General features: G+C 58.6%; 15 protein-coding genes and 1 tRNA gene. 4 read left to right on the top strand and 12 right to left on the bottom strand.

Features of this window, described 5'->3' with window-relative positions:
- Window positions 1-584: 584 nt before the first annotated feature.
- Together HQL56_04405 and tsaD are read right to left on the bottom strand one after the other, a co-directional pair.
- Window positions 585-662 (bottom strand) — tRNA-Arg (locus HQL56_04405).
- Between the two features lie 61 nt (window positions 663-723).
- On the bottom strand, window positions 724-1,764 hold the full coding sequence (gene tsaD / locus HQL56_04400; protein MBF0308753.1) for a tRNA (adenosine(37)-N6)-threonylcarbamoyltransferase complex transferase subunit TsaD: 1,041 nt from the start codon (window positions 1,762-1,764) through the stop codon (window positions 724-726).
- A gap of 132 nt (window positions 1,765-1,896) precedes the next feature.
- Between tsaD and hemC the strand changes: the two genes are divergently transcribed.
- Together hemC and HQL56_04390 are read left to right on the top strand one after the other, a co-directional pair.
- The gene (gene hemC / locus HQL56_04395) at window positions 1,897-2,820 is read left to right on the top strand and encodes a hydroxymethylbilane synthase (GenBank protein ID MBF0308752.1); all 924 of its coding nucleotides are present in this window, start codon (window positions 1,897-1,899) and stop codon (window positions 2,818-2,820) included.
- Window positions 2,821-2,898: 78 nt separating this feature from the next.
- Entirely contained in the window at window positions 2,899-3,654 is a 756-nt protein-coding gene (locus tag HQL56_04390; protein ID MBF0308751.1) for a uroporphyrinogen-III synthase, read from the top strand.
- Window positions 3,655-3,985: 331 nt separating this feature from the next.
- Here HQL56_04390 and HQL56_04385 read toward each other — a convergent pair whose 3' ends face one another.
- From HQL56_04385 to rsgA, 8 genes are all read right to left on the bottom strand, one after another.
- Window positions 3,986-4,681: a DUF47 family protein gene (locus HQL56_04385; protein ID MBF0308750.1), complete on the bottom strand. Its 696-nt coding sequence runs from the start codon at window positions 4,679-4,681 to the stop codon at window positions 3,986-3,988.
- 47 nt (window positions 4,682-4,728) lie between these two features.
- The gene (locus HQL56_04380) at window positions 4,729-5,778 is read right to left on the bottom strand and encodes an inorganic phosphate transporter (protein MBF0308749.1); all 1,050 of its coding nucleotides are present in this window, start codon (window positions 5,776-5,778) and stop codon (window positions 4,729-4,731) included.
- A gap of 395 nt (window positions 5,779-6,173) precedes the next feature.
- The gene (locus tag HQL56_04375) at window positions 6,174-6,875 is read right to left on the bottom strand and encodes a DUF47 family protein (protein MBF0308748.1); all 702 of its coding nucleotides are present in this window, start codon (window positions 6,873-6,875) and stop codon (window positions 6,174-6,176) included.
- 53 nt (window positions 6,876-6,928) lie between these two features.
- Window positions 6,929-7,972: an inorganic phosphate transporter gene (locus HQL56_04370; GenBank protein ID MBF0308747.1), complete on the bottom strand. Its 1,044-nt coding sequence runs from the start codon at window positions 7,970-7,972 to the stop codon at window positions 6,929-6,931.
- 237 nt (window positions 7,973-8,209) lie between these two features.
- Window positions 8,210-10,021 (bottom strand): oligoendopeptidase F, encoded by a 1,812-nt coding sequence (locus HQL56_04365; protein MBF0308746.1) that lies wholly within the window; start codon window positions 10,019-10,021, stop codon window positions 8,210-8,212.
- Window positions 10,022-10,036: 15 nt separating this feature from the next.
- Window positions 10,037-11,167, bottom strand: coding sequence for an AAA family ATPase (locus HQL56_04360; GenBank protein MBF0308745.1), 1,131 nt, complete (start codon window positions 11,165-11,167; stop codon window positions 10,037-10,039).
- Between the two features lie 344 nt (window positions 11,168-11,511).
- Window positions 11,512-12,084: a DUF3782 domain-containing protein gene (locus HQL56_04355; protein ID MBF0308744.1), complete on the bottom strand. Its 573-nt coding sequence runs from the start codon at window positions 12,082-12,084 to the stop codon at window positions 11,512-11,514.
- A gap of 230 nt (window positions 12,085-12,314) precedes the next feature.
- Window positions 12,315-13,322, bottom strand: coding sequence for a ribosome small subunit-dependent GTPase A (gene rsgA / locus HQL56_04350; protein MBF0308743.1), 1,008 nt, complete (start codon window positions 13,320-13,322; stop codon window positions 12,315-12,317).
- A gap of 86 nt (window positions 13,323-13,408) precedes the next feature.
- Between rsgA and HQL56_04345 the strand changes: the two genes are divergently transcribed.
- Window positions 13,409-14,239, top strand: coding sequence for a CoA ester lyase (locus HQL56_04345; GenBank protein MBF0308742.1), 831 nt, complete (start codon window positions 13,409-13,411; stop codon window positions 14,237-14,239).
- A gap of 90 nt (window positions 14,240-14,329) precedes the next feature.
- Complete coding sequence (locus tag HQL56_04340; protein MBF0308741.1) at window positions 14,330-16,234, top strand: diguanylate cyclase; 1,905 nt, start codon at window positions 14,330-14,332, stop codon at window positions 16,232-16,234.
- A gap of 251 nt (window positions 16,235-16,485) precedes the next feature.
- On the opposite strand, the gene HQL56_04335 is transcribed toward HQL56_04340, so the two are convergent.
- Together HQL56_04335 and HQL56_04330 are read right to left on the bottom strand one after the other, a co-directional pair.
- Complete coding sequence (locus tag HQL56_04335) at window positions 16,486-17,394, bottom strand: adenylate/guanylate cyclase domain-containing protein (GenBank protein ID MBF0308740.1); 909 nt, start codon at window positions 17,392-17,394, stop codon at window positions 16,486-16,488.
- A gap of 93 nt (window positions 17,395-17,487) precedes the next feature.
- Complete coding sequence (locus HQL56_04330) at window positions 17,488-18,297, bottom strand: serine/threonine-protein phosphatase (GenBank protein ID MBF0308739.1); 810 nt, start codon at window positions 18,295-18,297, stop codon at window positions 17,488-17,490.
- Window positions 18,298-18,553 lie beyond the last annotated feature (256 nt).

The raw sequence follows: 18,553 nt of genomic DNA, 5'->3' as shown, positions 1-18,553 counted from the left end.
AATCGCAAAAAACCGTGTCAAGGATATTTCGTCAAGACGGGTTCTGAATAGTTACAAACGAGCCATGTCCGACGAATCCGTTCCGTTCACCAAAAAACACAACCCCGATGCCTGGAAAGATCACACGATTCCGCCGTTTCCGGATTCCGTCCATCGGTACCAGTTTCCATCCCGGGCACCAGAAGAGGACGCTGCCGGTGCGGCACACGCCAACCTTGGCCGGGCCAGGAACCCTTCTGCACGGAGATATACAGGCCACAAGTCGAAGGGCTGCGGGCAATCATCGAGTATGCGGGCGAATCGCTGGACCTGGCCGAAGCGGCCACCATCGCCATGCAGGAACCCCGGCAGGTTTCGAGTAAGCCATCATCCAGGTGACGAATGGTATCCACCAAGAGAACGAACGAGGAGCTGGAGAGATCCGAGATCCGGCCTTTTCGTTTCCGGTGTGTGGGAATGGTTTGGCACCATGGGGGGCAGGGAAATCCGATTGCTGGAATCCCGAATTTCCCCCAATTGATTGCTATGTGATTGCCGGACGAAAAAGGGGTTAGGCGGAAATCCGTCTAACCCCTTGATTTTTCTGGCGCGCTCGGAAGGATTCGAACCTCCGACCTACTGGTTCGTAGCCAGTTGCTCTATCCGGGCTGAGCCACGAGCGCCTGAATTCGATAAGGTTATCCTGGAATAATGCGGTGTGCAACCCAAAAAATGGGCGCTCCCTCAAATCTCTTCCAGAGACCAACGGGGCCGGGCATCCAGGCTCAGGGAGGCAACCCGTTGCCCCTGGCCGAGTTTCAGGCGCTGCAGTCCCGCCAGCGCCACCATGGCCCCGTTGTCGGTACACAGGTTCAGGGGCGGATAGCCGATGCGCAGACCGAAACGCTCTCCGGCGGCCGTCAGTTTCTCCCGCAGCCGGACATTGGCCCCCACGCCCCCGGCGACCAGCAGGGTGTTCACCTCACAGCGCCGACAGGCGGTCAGGGACTTCTCCACCAGGGTATCCACGATGGCTTCCTGATAGGAGGCGGCAATGTCACCGAGGCTCAGATCGGGGCGCGGCGTCTGCTGCAACCGCTCCATGAAGACCCGCAGGCTGGTCTTCAACCCCGAAAAGGAGAAGTCGCAACCCGCTTTGTCCAGCAACACCCGGGGAAAAGGCACCGCATCCACCCGTCCCCCGAGGGCCAGTCGGGCAATGGCCGGTCCGCCCGGATAGCCCACGCCCAACACCCGCGCCCCCTTGTCGAAAGCCTCCCCCACCGCATCGTCCCGGGTGCGGCCCAGCAGGCGATACTCCCCGAAGCGCTGCGCCAGGACCAGCAGGGTATGCCCCCCGGAAACCAGCAGCGCCACGAAGGGAAAACCCCGGAAATCGTTCTCCGGCTGCAAGAACGGGCTGACCAGATGCCCTTCCATATGGTGAATGGCCACCAGGGGCAACCCGGTGGCCATGGCCAGACCCTGGGCGGTGGAGAGCCCCACCAGCAATCCGCCGATCAGGCCCGGTCCCAGGGTCACCGCCAGACCGTCCAGCTCTCCCGGCCCCAAACCGGCCTTTTGCAACGCCGCTTTCACCACCAGGCCGATATGACGCACATGGGCCCGGCTGGCCACCTCCGGCACCACTCCGCCGAAGGGGGCATGCTCCGCAATCTGGTCACGCACCACGTTGGAGAGCAGGCGAACCGCTTCCAGTCCCTCCCCCTCCACGACCGCCGCCGCGGTTTCATCGCAACTCGACTCGATTCCCAGGACTCTCATGGTCACCTTGATCCCTTCATCCCGGCATGCCCCCTTGACCTGAGGCACGGATTTGGTCAAGGTCTGCCCAACCGGCACCTCACCGGCCCGATTCATAACCCCCGCCAACGCCTGTGGCAAGGATCGAAAGAGATGGAACTGCGTATCGGCACCCGAGGCAGCCTGCTGGCCCTGTGGCAAGCCAACTGGGTTCGTTCCCTTCTGGAAAGCCAACATCCCGGTTTGACGGTGAAACTGGTCATCATCAAAACCAAGGGTGACAAAATTCTGGATGTGCCCCTGGCCAAAGTCGGCGGCAAGGGACTGTTCGTCAAGGAACTGGAAGAGGCCCTGCTGGCCGGCGAGATCGATCTGGCGGTCCACTCCATGAAGGATGTGCCGGGCGATTTCCCGGAAGGTCTGGGATTGGGCCCGATTCTGACCCGGGAAGACCCCCGCGACGCCCTGCTGTCGGTCAACCACACCCATCTGGAAAACCTGCCGCCCAAGGCTCGGGTGGGCTCCTCTTCCCTGCGCCGTCAAAGCCAGTTGTTGCATCGGCGGCCCGATTTGCAGGTCATTCCCCTGCGGGGCAACGTCAACACCCGCATCGAAAAACTCTGCAACGGGGAATTCGACGCCATTCTGCTGGCTGCCGCCGGGGTGAAACGACTGGGTCTGACCCAATATGTCAAGGCCTATCTGCCCATCGACCGGATGCTGCCCGCCGCCGGACAGGGCGCCGTCGGCATCGAACTGCGTCTTGACGACACCCGAACCGAGGCGCTGCTCGCCCCTCTGAACGATCCGGTCACCCAGGACTGCGTCCGCGCCGAACGCGCCTTTCTGCACCGTCTGCAAGGAGGCTGTCAGGTACCCATCGCCGCCCATGCCATTTCGGAGGGGGAACACCTCCATCTGCAGGGGCTGGTGGCGGATCTGAACGGCGGAGAGATCCTCCGGGCGGAAAGCAGCGCCCATCGGGATCAGGCCGAAACCCTGGGACGGGGCGTTGCGGAGACCCTGTTGCAACAGGGAGCCGAGGCCCTGCTGGCCACCTTGCTGGCCAATCCCTGAACCGGTGGTCTTCTTCAGTTATACGGGGGTCGGGGGGCGATAATCGCCCCCGGACCTCCGTATCAATGAACGAATGAAATGGAAACGAAATCACTCGACGGTCGCCGCATTCTGATCACCCGTCCCCTTGCCGAAGGCGAGGAGACGGCTGCCCGGATTCGCGCCGCCGGAGGCGTTCCTCTGCTCGCTCCGGTCCTGGAGCTGGCCCCTCCGCACCAACCGGAGGCCCTGGCCACAGCCCTGAACCAGCTTGACCGCTACGACGGTCTTATCGTCACCAGCGTCAACGGCGCGCGCGCTCTGCTCGCCGCTCTGAAACCCGGTCCGAGCCGGCCCCCGATCTACGCCGTGGGCGAAAAAACCGCCGCCGTGTTGCGACAAGCCGGTTGGCAAGCCAAATTGCCCACCCAGCCCGAAGACGCCCTGCGATTGGCGGAAACCATCCTCGGCGAACATCCGGACGCGGGACACTTCCTCTTTCTCCGCGCCGAAGAGGGCCGGGAAGAACTCCCCGCCCGACTGCGGGCCACCGGATGCCAGGTCACGCTGCTGACCGCCTACCGCATGATCCCGACAAACGCCCTGCCCGAACCGGTTCTGGAATCCCTCGCCAAGCAGACCATCGATGCCGTGCTCTTTTTCAGCAGTCGCACGGCGGAAGTTTTTCTGCAACTTCTGCCCCCGGACCTCCCCTTTCCCGGAGCGGCAGTAGTGGCGGCCCTCAGCCCCAAAATCGCCGCATCTTTGGCCAGTCACGGGATCCCCTGCCCCGTCGTGGCCGAATCGCCTAACACCGAGGAACTGCTTCAAGCCTTGCGCAACCATTTTACCTGATGAACCAATTGCACCCCCCTCGATCAAATATCTTTATTTTTTATAGTCTGTTGACGTTCAATATTTTATCTTTTAAGTATCAAAAAAAGGAAATGTTCTATTCTTTGAATTTTTATGTTGAGTCAATAGCAAAACTGCCAGGCATTTGACTGGGATGATCTAAATGAATGGTGACTGAAAAGTCAAAAGACAGAACATTTCCTTTTTTTGATACTTAAAAGATAAAATATTGAAAGTCAAAAAATATATTCCCGTTTGACCCGCACTTCCCAAAAAAATAGCCGGGCAGGAAACCTGCCCGGCTGCGAAGCAAACCACCGCTGAGTGCAACCTACCCGATCTGCACCACGATGCTATGCAGTACACGGGCGGCATCCGACAGCTGAATGCCCAAGTCCCGCAGATGACGATACATTTCCCGACGCTTCATCATATCCACCACATGCTGCATGGCCTTGACCTCGGCATCTTCCGTATGAGCCGCAAAGCGCTTCAGATCCTCGTCAATGGTATACAGGGAACCCAAAGCCTTGCGATAGACCCGATCAATGCCAAGCAGGGTCTGCAACGCGCCGAGAGCATCCGGATCCGCCGAACCCGGATTGGTTTCCAGTTTGCCGAAACCCCGTTGAATCGCCGTGGCCGCTTCGCGCAACATCACCGACATCTCCAGGCTGAATTTGTCAGCGGCAACCTTCAAACCTTCCATCTCCTCCATCACCACCCGGGCCGACCCGACCGGGATATCCAATGTGGTAATGGCCCGCAATACATCCTCCCGGTCGATCGGGGTGGAGAAGGCATTGTTCAGAATATCGAGATGCTTCTCCTTGAGAGCGTGGGCCGCCTCCTCCTGCTTGGCGATGTTGGCCACGGCATCCTTGACCTCGCCGCCCATGTAGCCGGCCAGGATGTTCAAACTCGACGTGAGAATCTCACACTGTACCGTGATCATGCTCAAAAACGGGGGAACCCGGGGAAAAACATTGTCGAGCATCTTGCCAAAAAGCGAATTGCTGGAACCCATTCGTCGTCTCCTCTGTTAGCGACTATCCGCCGTGATAATAACCGTGTTCAACCGATGCCCGTCACGAGGTGCACCACCGTGTACGTCAAACCCGCCACCAATCCCGAACCGGGGATGGTGATCAACCAGGTCGCCACCATCTCCTTGCCCTTGCCCCACTTGACCGCATTGGGCTGCTCGGCGGAACCGATACCCATGATCGAGGAACCCGCCACGTGGGTGGTGGAAACCGGGGCCCCGAAGACCGCCGCGCCGTAAATGACCGAGGCCGCCGCCAACTGGGCGTTGAAAGAGTGAATCGGCCGCACCCGGAAGATGCCGAAGCCCACGGTTTTCACGATGCGCCAGCCGCCGAACATGTTGCCCAGGGTAATGAACAACGCACAGGTGAAGATGACCCAGAACGGCACATGGAACTTCTGGATTTCGCCGCCCAGCAACAAGGCCAGGGCGATGATGCCCATGCTCTTCTGGGCATCGTTGGTACCGTGGGAGAAGGACATGCCGGCAGCGCTGAACCATTGCATGACAATGAAGACCTTGTTCACCTTGGGTTTGGCGTTGGCCACCAGACGTCGGGTGATCTTCATCAACAGCCAGCCAACGACGAAGCCGAGAATGGGTGAGATGAATAGTGAGAGAATAACTTTCATCACACCACTCATTTTACCCTTCAGAAACAGATCGTCCCAACCCCACATCACATGGTCCGCACCCGCCGCGAAGAGAACCGCGCCACCAATACCCCCCACCAGGGCATGGGAGGAGGAGGAGGGCATGCCGAACCACCAGGTCAGCAGGTTCCAGAAGATGGAGCCGAAGATCCCGCACAGCAGGATGGTTATCGAAACCAGACTGCTCAGATCGTTGATCTTGACGAACTTGCCGATGGTATCCGCCACGGCGGTGCCACCCAGCATGGGGCCGATGAAGTGGAACACACCCGTGAGCAGAGCCGCCTGAATCGGGGTCATGGCCCGGGAGGCGATGATCGTACCGGTGATGTTCGACGCATCGTGAAAACCGTTGGTGAAATCGAATATGAGGATGACGACGATCGCCACCCACATCAGGTTGACTATCATACTGCTATCCATGGTCTCTTTGCCTTCCGCTCCGCGCTGTTGATCCAAGCCTTTCTTGTCCCCGGGCAAACCCCCGCCGTACCGCCTGGTTTGTTAACGCAGGCTGCCATTTGGTTATCGATTTGTTGGGGAATGCCTTTGACAGTTGGGGTCTCACCCTGAGTCGCCGCGGACGACGGGAGAAACTATGTCCGATAATTTTGAAAGTTGCAAGAACGTTTCATTAATTTTAGCGTATTATTAATGATTCAACACAATTTTTTTGGTATTTTGTGTTGCAGACCCCTTATTTAACCGCTAATTGTACACTACCGCCCCGATTTCGTATTTGAGTTTCATTAACAAAAAGGCCGGACCAATCGGTCCGGCCTTTGCGACATTCCGCCCCTGAGGGGGTTAACAGCCTGTTAAGAAATCTGCACCACGATGTCGTGGAGAATCTCACCCGCCCGGTTCAACTGGTCGGCGGAATTGGACATGTGGCGGTAGAGTTCACGCCGCTTGAACATGGAGGTCACCTGCAGCATGGCCTTGGCCTGGGCACCGGGCTCGCTGTTCTCCAGGCTGTGCAACAAGGCTTCGTCCGCCTTGAAGAGGTCGGCGATGGCGCGGCGGTAGCACTTCTCCACGTTGCGTTCCGTCTTGTTGACCGTCTGGCAATCCTCTTCCGCCAGAGCCGGAGCCGTTCCCAGCTTGCCGAAACCCCGTTTGAGGGCATCCACGCCGTCCCGCAGCAGAACCGCCATTTCGCGGCAGTAGTTGTCCGGTCCCAGCTCCAGAACCTCCATCTCCCGCACCGTGGTCTTGGCGTAGTTCATGATCATGTCGATGGAGGAGATGGCCCGATAGATATCCTCCCGATCCATGGGGGTGGCGAAGGCGTTGTTGAGCATCATCATGTTGCGGGCCTTGATCTCGTCGCCCTTCTTTTCCAGCTCGCGCACCAGATTGCTCTTTTCGACGTTTCCGGTCTCCATAAACTCCACGAAGGCTTCCATGGCCTCCAGGGCCACGACGCACTGTTCGTTGATCATGCCGTAGAAGTCGGGCATGCGGGGAAATACGTTATTGAGAAGGCGCACAGCCAGAGAGTTGGAAGATCCGCTCATTTTTATCTCCTTGCAACTTGGATAGACGAAAACGATTTGTTAAGCGACGCGCCTCAGACCGCACCACCGGTCAGGAAGCGCACCACCAGATAGGCCAGAACACCCACCAGCCCGGAACCCGGAATGGTGATCAGCCAGGTGCTGACGATTTCGGTGGCCTTGGCCCAACGCACCGCTTTGGGACGCTCCGCCGAACCGATACCCATGATGGCGGAACTCACCACGTGGGTGGTGGAAACCGGGGCTCCCAGCACCGAAGCCGACAGAATCACCGTGGCGGAAGTCAACTGGGTGGAAAGCGCATGAATGGGGCGCACCTTGTAGATACCGAAACCGACCGTGCGCACGATGCGCCAGCCGCCCGAAAGAATACCGAGGGTGATGGCGATGGCGCAGGCCAGGATCACCCAGAAGGGCACGACGAAATCCTTGAGAAATCCGCCGAGAACCAGCACCAGGGTGATGATACCCATGCTCTTCTGGGCATCGTTGGCCCCGTGGGAGAAGGAGAGTCCGGCGGCGGTGAGGAACTGAGCCTTGCGCAACGGTTTGTTGACCGTGGGCTTGGCCTTGACCAGGGAGGCGAACATCAAGCGATAGATGAAAAAGCCCACCCAGAATCCCAACACGGGAGAGACGATCAAAGAGGCCAGGATCTTGGTGAAACCGTTCAGTTTGAAGTGCAGCAGATCGGAGAAACCCCAGATCACATGATCGGCCCCGGCGGCGATGACGACTCCCCCGATCAGTCCCCCTACCAGGGCATGGGACGAAGAGGAGGGAATCCCGAACCACCAGGTGGCCAGATTCCAGAAAATGGCCCCGAAGATGCCGCACAAGATCACCGACGTACTCATCAGGGGCGGCAGGTCGCCGATGCTGATGAACTTGCCGATGGTGTTGGCCACGGCGGTTCCTCCCAACACCGGACCGAGAAATTCGAAGGTGGCCACCACGATCACCGATTGCACGGGGGTCATGGCCCGGGAGGCGATGATGGTTCCGATGATGTTCGAGGCGTCATGAAAGCCATTTGTATAGTCGAACAACAAAACGATGATAACAGCAACAATTGCAAGTACAAACAACGTATCCATGAGGCTTTTTCCCTCCCTTTTTCTCGATTGACACGTAACTTTCAATGAGAGGCTTGGCAATCCTGCCAGGACCGACTGCCTGGGCATGAATACCCCAGGGGCAGGGGCAAAGGAAAGGGTAAATGTTAATGGCAGGCTAATTTTGTTAATGGAAAAGGCCACGGAAGAACCTTTCCGTGGCGTATTACGGTCTATTGCCTCTTAAAAAGGTGAAAATCGTGGGGTTTTGTTAATTATCTATGAAGAATGCCCCGCCAGCAACTCCGCTTCGGCCAACATCTCCCCCAGACTGCAGCGGATGCCCTGTTTCCAGAAGTCGGCCGCGGCGGGGTCAAGACCGAAAGGAGCGAGAAGAGCGTTCACGTCCTGGGATCCACCGGCCCGGAGAAGATCCAGATAACGGCTTTCGAAATCCGCCCCCAAGGCACCCTGAACCGCATAGAGGCTCTGGGTCAACAATTCCCCGCAGGCATAGGCGTAGACGTAGAAGGGATTGTGGAAGTGGCTGATGTAGCTCCAGAGATTTTCAGTGGAGGCATAGGTGAAAACCTCCCCTTCCGGACCATAGAAACCGATCAGGCTCTCCTGCCAGAATCGGGAAAGATCGAGAGCGGACAACCGACCGCCGGCGCCGTGAACCTTTTGTTCGAAGCGGGAAAAGCCGATCTGACGCACCACGGTGTTGAGGAAATCCTCGATGCGCCCCATGAGCAAGGCCAGCAGGGCGTGATCCTTGCCGTCTTGGCGCAGGCGCTCCCGCAGAAAGCGGAAGGTGGTCATTTCGGCGAAGATGGAGGCGGTTTCGGCGTAGGCCATGGGCGCGGAAGAGAGCAGCGGTCCCTGGGCGGCGCCGGCCAGAAGGCCGTGGACGGCGTGACCCAGTTCGTGAGCCAGGGTCATCACGTCGCGACTGCCCCCCTGGTAGTTCATCAACACATAGGAGGCGTTACCGCCCTCGGGCAGCACCACGGAATAGTTGAAGGCCCCGCTCTGCTTGGCGGGACGAACCTGGGCGTCGATGGCCCGATCGGTGGAAACGCTTTCGGCCAGGCGAGCCAGGGTGGGACTGAAGCTGGCGAAGGCCCCGTGGACCATCTCCCGCGCTTCGTGGTAAGGAATATGGCTCCGATCGGCGAAAGGCAACAAGGCGTTGCGATCGCTCCAGCGCAGACGCGACACCCCCATCAGGCGGGCCTTGAGACGATAATAGCGTTGGCAGAGGGGAGCGGCCTCCTCTTCCACGGCGTGATGCAACGCCGTGACCACGGCATCGGGTAACCGGTTGTTGCGGTTGCGGTAGTCCAGGGGATGGGCGTAGCCCCGCTCCCGATCCTCCACCCGCTTGCTGCCGACCACCATGTTGAGCACCTGGGCGGAAAAGCGGGCGAAGGCCCCGCCCAGCCCATCGTTCAGCGCGGTCAAGATGGCGAAGCGTTGTTCGGCATCGGGCTCCTCTCCCAGGCGGTGCAGCGTCTGGGCCAGGGTGCGGGAGCCTTCCGGCAGGGCAAAACGCAGCTCGGCTTCCACCTCGTCGTAATAGGCCGCCCAGGACTGGGAACCGAAGGTGGCGCGTTTGGTGAGCGCCGACTCCACCTCGGTGGAGAGCATGAAGGGGCGCTGGCGGCGAACCTCCCCGATCCAGGCGCGCAGGCGCCGACACTGGGGATCCGTGGCCATCAGGGTTTCGCACACCGCTTCCGGCAAGGCGGCGATTTCGATGGGGAAAAAGGTGGCGTGTTCGCCCCCGAGGGCATCCACCCGGGTATTGGCCTCGTGCAACCGGTTTTTGACCGCCTCGTCTTCGAGATCTGCGGCATGCCGCAGATGCAGATAGAGAAAGACCCGGTTCAGTCGTTGCTGAATCCCCTCCCAGGCCGGCAACGCCTCCCCCAGACGGGTTTCGAGCCGCCCCTGGAAGGCACTGGAAAAGGCCCGGTACTGATCCGTCAACCGGGCCAGATCGGCGTCGAGTTCGGGGTCGTCGACTCCCGTGTAGATGGAGGAGAGATCCCAGCGGGGGGCATCCGGGGAAGCGGTCGTGTCGGTCATGGTCATTCCGTGCGATTAATGGTCAAGGATCCCACTCCGAGGCGTCATGACATCCTGGAGCCACTCCTTCAGGTCCAGGGCATCTCCCCAGGTCACCTGAGTATGACCTTCTTCGTCGCCATCCAGAACCAGGACCTCCTCCGGTTTCAGAAAACGAATAAGACGATCGGAATGAGTGGCAACAACTATCTGGGTCCTTTTGGATGCTTCCCGCAAGAGATCCGCCAAAAGGCTCAACAATTCGGGATGCAGGCTGACTTCGGGTTCATCGATGAGGGTGATGGTTGGCAGAACGGGGCTTTGCAACAAGGAGATCAACCAGAGAAAACGAAGAGTGCCTTCCGAAAGTTGGTGTATATAAACCGGATTTCTGAAAGAGGTCTCCTTCCAGGTCAAGGAGAGCATGCCCGCTGCGGCCGGAGGAAATTTCAGCATCTCAAACCGGGGGAAAGCGGCTCGCAAGGTATCTTCGATCTGCTCATATCGGTCCGGGTCGGTCTCTTTCAGGGTATACAGAAAAGAAATCAGTTCCTCGCCATTGGAGCCGGGAAGTCCGGACGGTCGCATCTGTTGCGGCAGCCGGATGGGGGAATTTTTTGCCACATCGAGAACATGGTACTTGGTAGCGGAACCCAGTACGTTTCGAAACGCTTCCGGCTCCCTGAACATTTTAGGGATTTGCGAAAGCGCCGACTCAAGATTATTATATTTCCAATCCGGCCTTACAAGCTTCTCATTGTTCGCTGGAAAATAACAAATATTGTCTCTAAAGGCTTCAAGATATTTAAAGGGTTCTTTTCTGCCTCTTTCCTGAACAAGCCCTTCTTCAGCAATCTGGTAGGTATAGCCCTTTACCTCCAAATGCAGGCGATATTCCAGCGGACACTGTCCCGGAATATCCATGGCCGCTTCGAAGCCAATGCCCTCGGGGTAGCCCGAGGTAGCGACATCGGCAATTCCGCCCAGATCACTCAAGGTTTTGTTCATGGTCCCGGATGCCGATGCCGAAAGCAGTGACAAGGCATCCAACATCGAGGTCTTGCCCACACCGTTGCCGCCAATCATGACCATCAAAGAACGCATGTCGATAGAGACATCGCGCAGCCGACGGAATCCCCGGATGTTTATTTTCGATAACTGTGGCATTTCCCTCCCTCTCCTTGTCAGGATTCCAAACCAGCCACCAAGCCGGCTCTCCGTCCGCCGGGGCTCGATCCTGCCTTACTGGCCCGCCTTTTCACCTGGCAGACGGGCGCCTTCCGATTACTACAGCAGATGAAACGGGGCGATGTTTTGTGTTTATGATAAACAGCACGATACAATAGCCATACAGCGATACACAGGTTCTGGATGTTCAATAAAAATGCAAAAACAGAAAGCAAGATGATATAAAATTTCCTACTGCTCGGAAGATAACATATAAAAAGTTCAAGAAATTACAGCATTTCCGCTTGGCGGCGGGTGTATTGCAACGCCCTCACTGGTAACACTCACCACACCCGTGGCACGAAGCCCGCCGGATTGGCGATCCGTATATCTTCCCCCGAGTGGGTCAGGACAAACAGACCCTCGTTGCGGGCGAACTCTTCGGCACGTTCCTCCGTATCGATGCCGATTACCGCTCCCATGACCCGGCAATCGCCATAACGGGGAAAAAACTCCTTGAACCGGGCCAAACGCTTCAGGTGGCGCCTCACGTCGGGCACCCCCAGGGAACTCTTGACCTCCACCAGAACCACGGTATTCTCGTTGACCACCAGGATATCCACTTCCAAAGTCCGGCCATCCGTGGTGCGCTTGCGCACCCGCTGGTGTACCTCATGCACCGGAACACCCCGCTCGGCGAAAACCCGCTCGCAGGCGGGAGCTACCAGCCACTCCAGAAACCAACCCCACTTTCCCGTCAGGTTGTCCCCCACACGAGTGTTTTCCTTGAGCTTGCGATCCGTCTCCTCCATTTTGCGGTCCGTCTCTTTCATCTGACGCTCCGTCTCTTTCATCTGACGGTCCGTCTCTTTCATCTGACGCTCCGTCTCTTTCATCTGGTGCGCCGTCTCCTCCATTTTATCGTCCGTCTCCTGGTTCTTCCGGCTCGTCTCCTGGGTCTGCCGCTCCCACTCGGCACTGCGCTCGCGATTCTCGCGCACCATCTCCTGGAACATTTTCCACACATCATCGAAAGTCACGGATTCGGACATCTTCTTCCCTCCCGAGAGCGGAGCCACCCCTATCTCGTTCATCCTACAGGATACTCATATTAACTGCAATCGGAAGACAACTTACCGCAAACCCGCTACACCTCGTCCAGGCTGTCCACCATGCGATGCAGGCTTTCCAACCGCAACGCATCGATCTTGCCCTTCTTGACCGCCTTTTTCACCTGGCAGCCTGGCTCCTCCCGATGGCGGCAGTCGCTGAAGCGGCACTGGTCCAGATAGGGGGCGATGTCCCGGAAATAGCGGGGAATATCCGCCGCGGCCACTCCCGACAACCCGAAGGCGCGAATGCCCGGCGAGTCGATGAGCGCCCCGCCCCCTTCCAAGGGGTAGAGCCGCGCCACCGCGGTGGTGTGCCGACCTTTTCCGGTGGTACGATTCACCGTTCGGACGGAGAGGGTTTCGTCCGGCACCCACCGGGCGATCAGGGAGGATTTACCCACCCCCGAATGACCCACCACCACCGAAACCCGATCCTGCAGGCATTTCCCAAGGGACTTCAATCCCTTGCCCGCCACGGCGGAGACCTTGATCACCAGGTAGCCCATCTCCGGATAGGGGGCCAGGAAGAAGTTCAGATCCTCTTCCGCCTCCACCAGATCCATCTTGTTGACCACGATGATCGGCACGATACCCGCCACTTCCGCCGCCACCAGATAGCGGTCGATCAATCCGGTATTGGGATGGTAGGCGGCCACGGTGATCACCATCTGGTCCACGTTGGCGGCCAATACCTGACGCGCCCCCCGGAAGGTCGGGCGCACCAGAACCCCGTGGCGGGGCTCCAGGGCTTCGATGATGCCCTCACCCCGCTCGTTGCGACGCCAGCGCACCTTATCGCCACAAACCGGATCCTCGGAGAGGGTCTCGCGCACGGCGGCGCGGCATTCCACCCCGTCGGCGCCTTTGACCGCCACGTTGTACCCGTAATGGGCCACCACCAGCCCATCCTCCTCGGCGCCCCAATTCCCCTCTTCTTCCACCACAACCGCGCCGCGACGTCGCGCGGTCCGCTCCTGCCTCGCCCCGGCAATGCGCGCCTGTTGATGCAAAGTCAACTTCCCCGACGATCTCTGGCGTGGCATAATTTCCTCCCTGAATGAGTCAATGGGATGCACCTTCATCTTTGACCAGCCGCCTCCCGTGGTCAAGCCACCTGCAGGAGTTTGACATGCGCCCCATCCGTTCCGTTCTGTACGTACCCGGCTCCAACGCGAAGCTGCTGGACAAGGCGCAACGTCTGCCCGCCGACGCCCTCATTCTGGATCTGGAGGATGCCGTCGCCCCCGAGGCCAAACCGCTGGGTCGCCAGCAGATTCACCATCTTCTGCAATCGCCCCGCAAGACTTCCCAGCAATGGATGGTGCGCATCAATGACCTGCGCTCCGCCCTCTGGCAGGCGGATCTGGAGGCCGTTCTCCCCGGCGGACCCGATGCCCTGGTCATTCCCAAAGTCGAATCGGCCGCCGAACTGGAGCGTCTTTCCGCCGCCATCGACCCCTCCCTGCCCCTCTGGCCCATGATCGAGTCCCCCAAAGGGGTTCTCCGCGCCCACGAAATCGCCGCTCATCCCGGAGTGAGCTGTCTGGTCATGGGCACCTCCGATCTGCGTCGCGACTTGCATCTGCCCTCGAACAAAAACCGCGACGGGCTGCGCCTGGCCCTGCAACAAACCATTCTGGCCGCCAGGGCGGAAGAGCGTCGCATTCTCGATGGCGTTTGGCTTTACCTCGACGATGCAGTAGGTTTTCTTCGGGAGTGTCAGGAAGGAGTGGAGCTGGGGTTCGATGGCAAAACCCTCATTCACCCTTCCCAGATCGAACCCGCCAATCAAACCTTCCGCCCCCCCGAAGAATTCCTTGAAAAGGCGAGGAGGATACTCTCATCATGGCGGAATGCTCGCGAAAACGGTGGAGAGATCTGCGTCGTCGACGGCCAGTTGGTCGAACGTCTGCATGCCATGGAGGCCGAACGTATGCTGCAACTGTGGACAAATCCCTGATTGAAACATGGGTTTGCCGTTTGATTTTCGCGACGCACCGTGTTACACCAGTCCCGATGGATAACCCTTCTGCCTCGCGAGGCACTGCTCGTGTCGGAAACCCGTTTCCTGCTTGCCAAACTGAAACACATCGGCCTCAAGACCAAGACAACTCTGCTGATTCTGGGCCTCTCCGGGGCCTTGATGGTGGTGTTGATCTCCGTCAGCCTCTTCTCCTTCCGCCAGTTTTCCATCGCCACCGCCCAGGAGCAGGTCCGTTCCCTGGCGGAGGTGGTACGGGTCAGTCTGACCGAATCCATGATCAACGGCGTCATTCAGAATCGGGAAAACTTTCTCATCCGCCTCGCGGAAGTGGAAGGCCTGCTGCAGGCACGGGTGGTGCGGGGTCCCGAGGTCATTCGCCAGTTCGGTCCGGGTCTGGATGCCGAACAGAAGATCGACGATGTCGAGCAGGAGGTGCTTTTTTCCGGAGAGGCCTCCTTCTCCCTTTCCAATGAGTTCGATGCGCCGGTGTTCCGGGGCACGGTTCCCTTCGTCGCCTCCAACCGGGGCACGCCCAATTGTCTGGCCTGCCATCAGGTGGCCAACCGCACGGTGTTGGGCGCCATCACCATCAAGCTTTCCCTGGCCCAGATTCAATCCAAGGCCTTGTTGACCATGCTGGCCATGACGGGGGTCGTGGCCTTTTTCGCCATCTTCTTCACCTGGCTCTTTCGCAGCCAGATCCACGCCGTGGTCACCACCGCCCAGGGGGTGCAGGGTGTTGTGGCCAGGGCGCGCGACGGGGACTTCTCCGGACGCATCGAATACAGCGGTCACGACGAGGTGGGGCAGATTGCCCAGGATCTCAACACCCTGATGGGGCATTTACAGAAGAGTCTCGGCACCATTTCCCAAGACGTTGCCAAGCTGATGCAATACAAGGTGGAGGGAAATACCAATCTGCTCTCCGTCACCACGGACATCGTCGATATTCTGGTCGAGGTTTCCCAGTTCAAACAATCCATCGAGGAGGATCACAACAAGCTGGAGGTTTACTCCCGCCTCTCCCGCATCCTCACCGATCAGTTCGGCATCAAGCGGTTCACCCTTTACGAAGTGGCCGCCTCCCACAACCATATGAAGGCCATGGTCGTGGACGGGCAGATGGATGCCCCCTGTGGCTGGTGCCAGCCGGAGATTCTCTTCCAGGCCGATTTGTGTCGGGCGCAGCGTACCGGGCACATGATCGATTCCACGGGACATCCGCATCTCTGCAACCAGTTCCGCAACCCGCTCGATCTCAATCTGGTGCATATTTGCATCCCCGTCATCCACTCCGGCGCGGTGGGCAACGTGGTGCAGCTTCTCATCGAGGCCTCTCATGCCAGTCTGATGCAACGCATGCTGCCCTTCGTTCAGGTCTATCTGAGGGAGTCCGCCTCGGTGGTCGAAGCCCGCCGTCTCATGGACACCCTGCGGGAATCGGCCTTGCGGGATCCCATGACCGGTCTGCACAACCGACGCTTCCTGGAGGAGTACGTCGATACCCTGGTGGCCAGCACCAAGCGCAACCGTTCGCAACTGACCATTCTGATGCTGGATATCGACCATTTCAAACAGGTCAACGACACCTTTGGCCACGAAGCGGGCGACATCGTTCTCAAAACCGTGTCCAAGGCCATTGCCGATCAGATTCGCTCTTCGGATCTGGTCATTCGTTACGGTGGTGAGGAGTTCATGGTCATTCTGCAGGAGACGGAGGGCTTCTTCGGACCGCGCATGGCTGAGAAGATCCGTCTGGCGGTGGAAAAACTGAAGATTCCCATCTCGGGAGGGGTATTGCGCAAGACCCTCTCCATCGGGCTGGCCCGTTTTCCCCAGAATGGCGAGAGCATCTGGGAAGTGGCCAAGCACGCCGACAGTGCCCTTTATCAGGCCAAGGAAGGGGGACGCAACCGGGTGATCGCCTATTCCAGGGGTGGCGGCGACGAGGGGGAAGAGGGCGAAGCCTGATTAAATCTTTTGACTTTCAATGTGTTGTCTTTTAAGTATCAAAAAAAGGAAATGTTCCGTCTTTTGACTTTTCGTATCTGTTCAGCACCCCTCTCCCAGGGGAAAGCCGCTTAAGGACAAAGTCAAAAGATAGAACATTTCCTTTTTTTGATACTTAAAAGATAACATATTAAAAGTCTAAAGAATTAAAATATCCCCCAACTTGGCTGAGGGAGTTTTGCAACTCCCTCGCCAAAATCTTCTTTTCCCCCTCACGCCTTGAGAACGTAGCGAATGGCCATGGGATCCTTGGGACCGGTTTTCTGACCCAGGCCGATGTGACCTTCCCCCACCAGACGCCGTTCGTCCCGATGTACGAAGATCTCCTCACCCTCTTCCGTCATCAGATAGGTACCGTTGGTACTCTGATCCACGACGAAGAAGCTGCCGCGCCGGTGTTCGATCTTGGCATGCACCCGCGAAGACATGGGGCTGGGCACACACAGATGATTGGTATTGGCCCTTCCCAGGGTGATGGAGGGTTTGTCCTCGGTGACATCGGTGCTTTGATTCTCGAAGGAGACGGTCAGTTTGGCCTGAGGGGCCGCCGGCGTAGCCGCCGTGCCGAAGCCGCCCATGATGGTCAGCTCCTCTTTTTCGCCCCAGGTCAATTCGAAGATCTCCACCGGTTTGGTCTTGCCCTTCACGGTGGTGGAGATGATGAAGCGGGTATTTTCCTGAAGATCGCCGGCCAGCATTTCCACCGTTTCTCCGGTGGTCATGATCTGGTCCCCTTTGGCCTGGGCCGCCATGCGCGCCGCCAGATTGACCGCGTCGCCGAAAACATCCACCTTGCGGCGTTCGATCTCCTGAATGACTTCGCCGAAGTGGAAACCCACCCGGATCTTCAGGGCGTAGCCCAGCTCGGTGCCCAGTTCCGACACCTGCTCCTGCATGTCGATGGCGCCGCGAGCGGCTTCGCTGGCATCGGGAAAAGTACACATCACCTCGTCGCCGATGGTCTTGATCACCCGCCCCCCGTAACGCTCCGTCGTCTCCGACAGCACCTCGATGCAACGCGAGGTGATCTCACGGGCCTTGGCATCCCCCAGCTTCTCGTAGATCTGGGTGGATCCGGCAATATCGGCAAACATGATTGCCAGTCGTGTCTGTTCTCTCATGGTCTCCTCCATCTTCCGGAAACATCCGGGATCGACTTCCCCGACACTTCCGAATCTGCCCCCCGATGGCTCCGATCCGCTCCCTGGGAGGGTTCAATCGGTCACATACCCCAAAATCGCGGTAATATTATCTTTACCCCCCTGTTTCTTGGCCTGGTCTATCAGGGTATCCAGAGCCTTTTCCAGTGCGTCCGCATGAACCGTGGCCATGAGTTCGGCCAGCTTTTCGTCCGGAACCATGCCGCTCAGTCCGTCGGAACACAACAGCAGCACATCCCCTTTTTCGATGGAGAAGAAGCGCACCTCCGGAGAGACATCCTCGACGGGCCCCATGGCCTGGAGCAGGATATTGCTGGCGGGGGGTTGACCGCGCCCTCCCATATCCTTCCAGTGTTGATACATGGAGTGGTCCAGGGTGACCTGGCGGAGTTTGCCTCTGCGGAACTGGTAAAGGCGGCTGTCTCCGACGTGGAAGACGACGGGTTCGGTCTTGCCTTCGGGCATCCAGAAGCCGACCACCGTGCTGCCCATGCCGCTGCCTTCCCGGTAACCGCTTTTCTGGTTCATGGCGTACAATTGGGAGTTGGCCAGGGTGACGGCATCCCGGATCACGGCCAGATTGGCGCTGGATTGCACCATCCTGCCCAGATCCCGGGTTTCGTTGACGATGGTGGGTTGGGGAGCGGTATCCTCGTCCTGATTCAATTCCTGGGCGTGTTGGTCCCGCAGGGAGACGGGATCCTTCAGAAAACCGGCGATGACCTCCACCACCTTGGCGCTGGCCACCTCACCGGCGTCGTGTCCACCCATGCCGTCGGCCACCACCAGGAGGCCGATTCCCGGATCCACCAGGAAGGTATCCTCGTTGAGGGTGCGTACCAGGCCGACATCGCTTTTAGCCATGACCTCGATGCGATTTCCGACCCGAAACGCTTTTCCGGAAGTGTCCTTGTGTGTCGCCATGCGACCTGCCCCATGACAGCGAATGAATTCGGCTTCAGCCCTTCGCCCAACCGACCATACCGACTCGACATTTTATACATTCAGAAGTGTCCGTTAGCACGGATTTTCGAAAGGGGACAAAAAACAGTTTCGTGAGCGTTCCCTCGCCGTGCGCCGTTGCCGGGAAGCCTTCTCCGTGACATCATCCGGGTCTGTT

Source organism: Magnetococcales bacterium (genome assembly GCA_015231925.1).
Classification (GTDB): Bacteria; Pseudomonadota; Magnetococcia; order Magnetococcales; family JADGAQ01; genus JADGAQ01.
This window is presented reverse-complemented; position numbering and strand designations above follow the sequence as displayed.

Coding starts and splice junctions, on each gene's coding strand:
- tsaD (MBF0308753.1), bottom strand. CDS start 1,764: ATGAGAGTCCTGGGAATCGAGTCGAGTTGCGATGAAACCGCGGCGGCG.
- hemC (MBF0308752.1), top strand. CDS start 1,897: ATGGAACTGCGTATCGGCACCCGAGGCAGCCTGCTGGCCCTGTGGCAA.
- HQL56_04390 (MBF0308751.1), top strand. CDS start 2,899: ATGGAAACGAAATCACTCGACGGTCGCCGCATTCTGATCACCCGTCCC.
- HQL56_04385 (MBF0308750.1), bottom strand. CDS start 4,681: ATGGGTTCCAGCAATTCGCTTTTTGGCAAGATGCTCGACAATGTTTTT.
- HQL56_04380 (MBF0308749.1), bottom strand. CDS start 5,778: ATGGATAGCAGTATGATAGTCAACCTGATGTGGGTGGCGATCGTCGTC.
- HQL56_04375 (MBF0308748.1), bottom strand. CDS start 6,875: ATGAGCGGATCTTCCAACTCTCTGGCTGTGCGCCTTCTCAATAACGTA.
- HQL56_04370 (MBF0308747.1), bottom strand. CDS start 7,972: ATGGATACGTTGTTTGTACTTGCAATTGTTGCTGTTATCATCGTTTTG.
- HQL56_04365 (MBF0308746.1), bottom strand. CDS start 10,021: ATGACCGACACGACCGCTTCCCCGGATGCCCCCCGCTGGGATCTCTCC.
- HQL56_04360 (MBF0308745.1), bottom strand. CDS start 11,167: ATGCCACAGTTATCGAAAATAAACATCCGGGGATTCCGTCGGCTGCGC.
- HQL56_04355 (MBF0308744.1), bottom strand. CDS start 12,084: ATGGAGGAGACGGCGCACCAGATGAAAGAGACGGAGCGTCAGATGAAA.
- rsgA (MBF0308743.1), bottom strand. CDS start 13,322: ATGCCACGCCAGAGATCGTCGGGGAAGTTGACTTTGCATCAACAGGCG.
- HQL56_04345 (MBF0308742.1), top strand. CDS start 13,409: ATGCGCCCCATCCGTTCCGTTCTGTACGTACCCGGCTCCAACGCGAAG.
- HQL56_04335 (MBF0308740.1), bottom strand. CDS start 17,394: ATGAGAGAACAGACACGACTGGCAATCATGTTTGCCGATATTGCCGGA.
- HQL56_04330 (MBF0308739.1), bottom strand. CDS start 18,297: ATGGCTAAAAGCGATGTCGGCCTGGTACGCACCCTCAACGAGGATACC.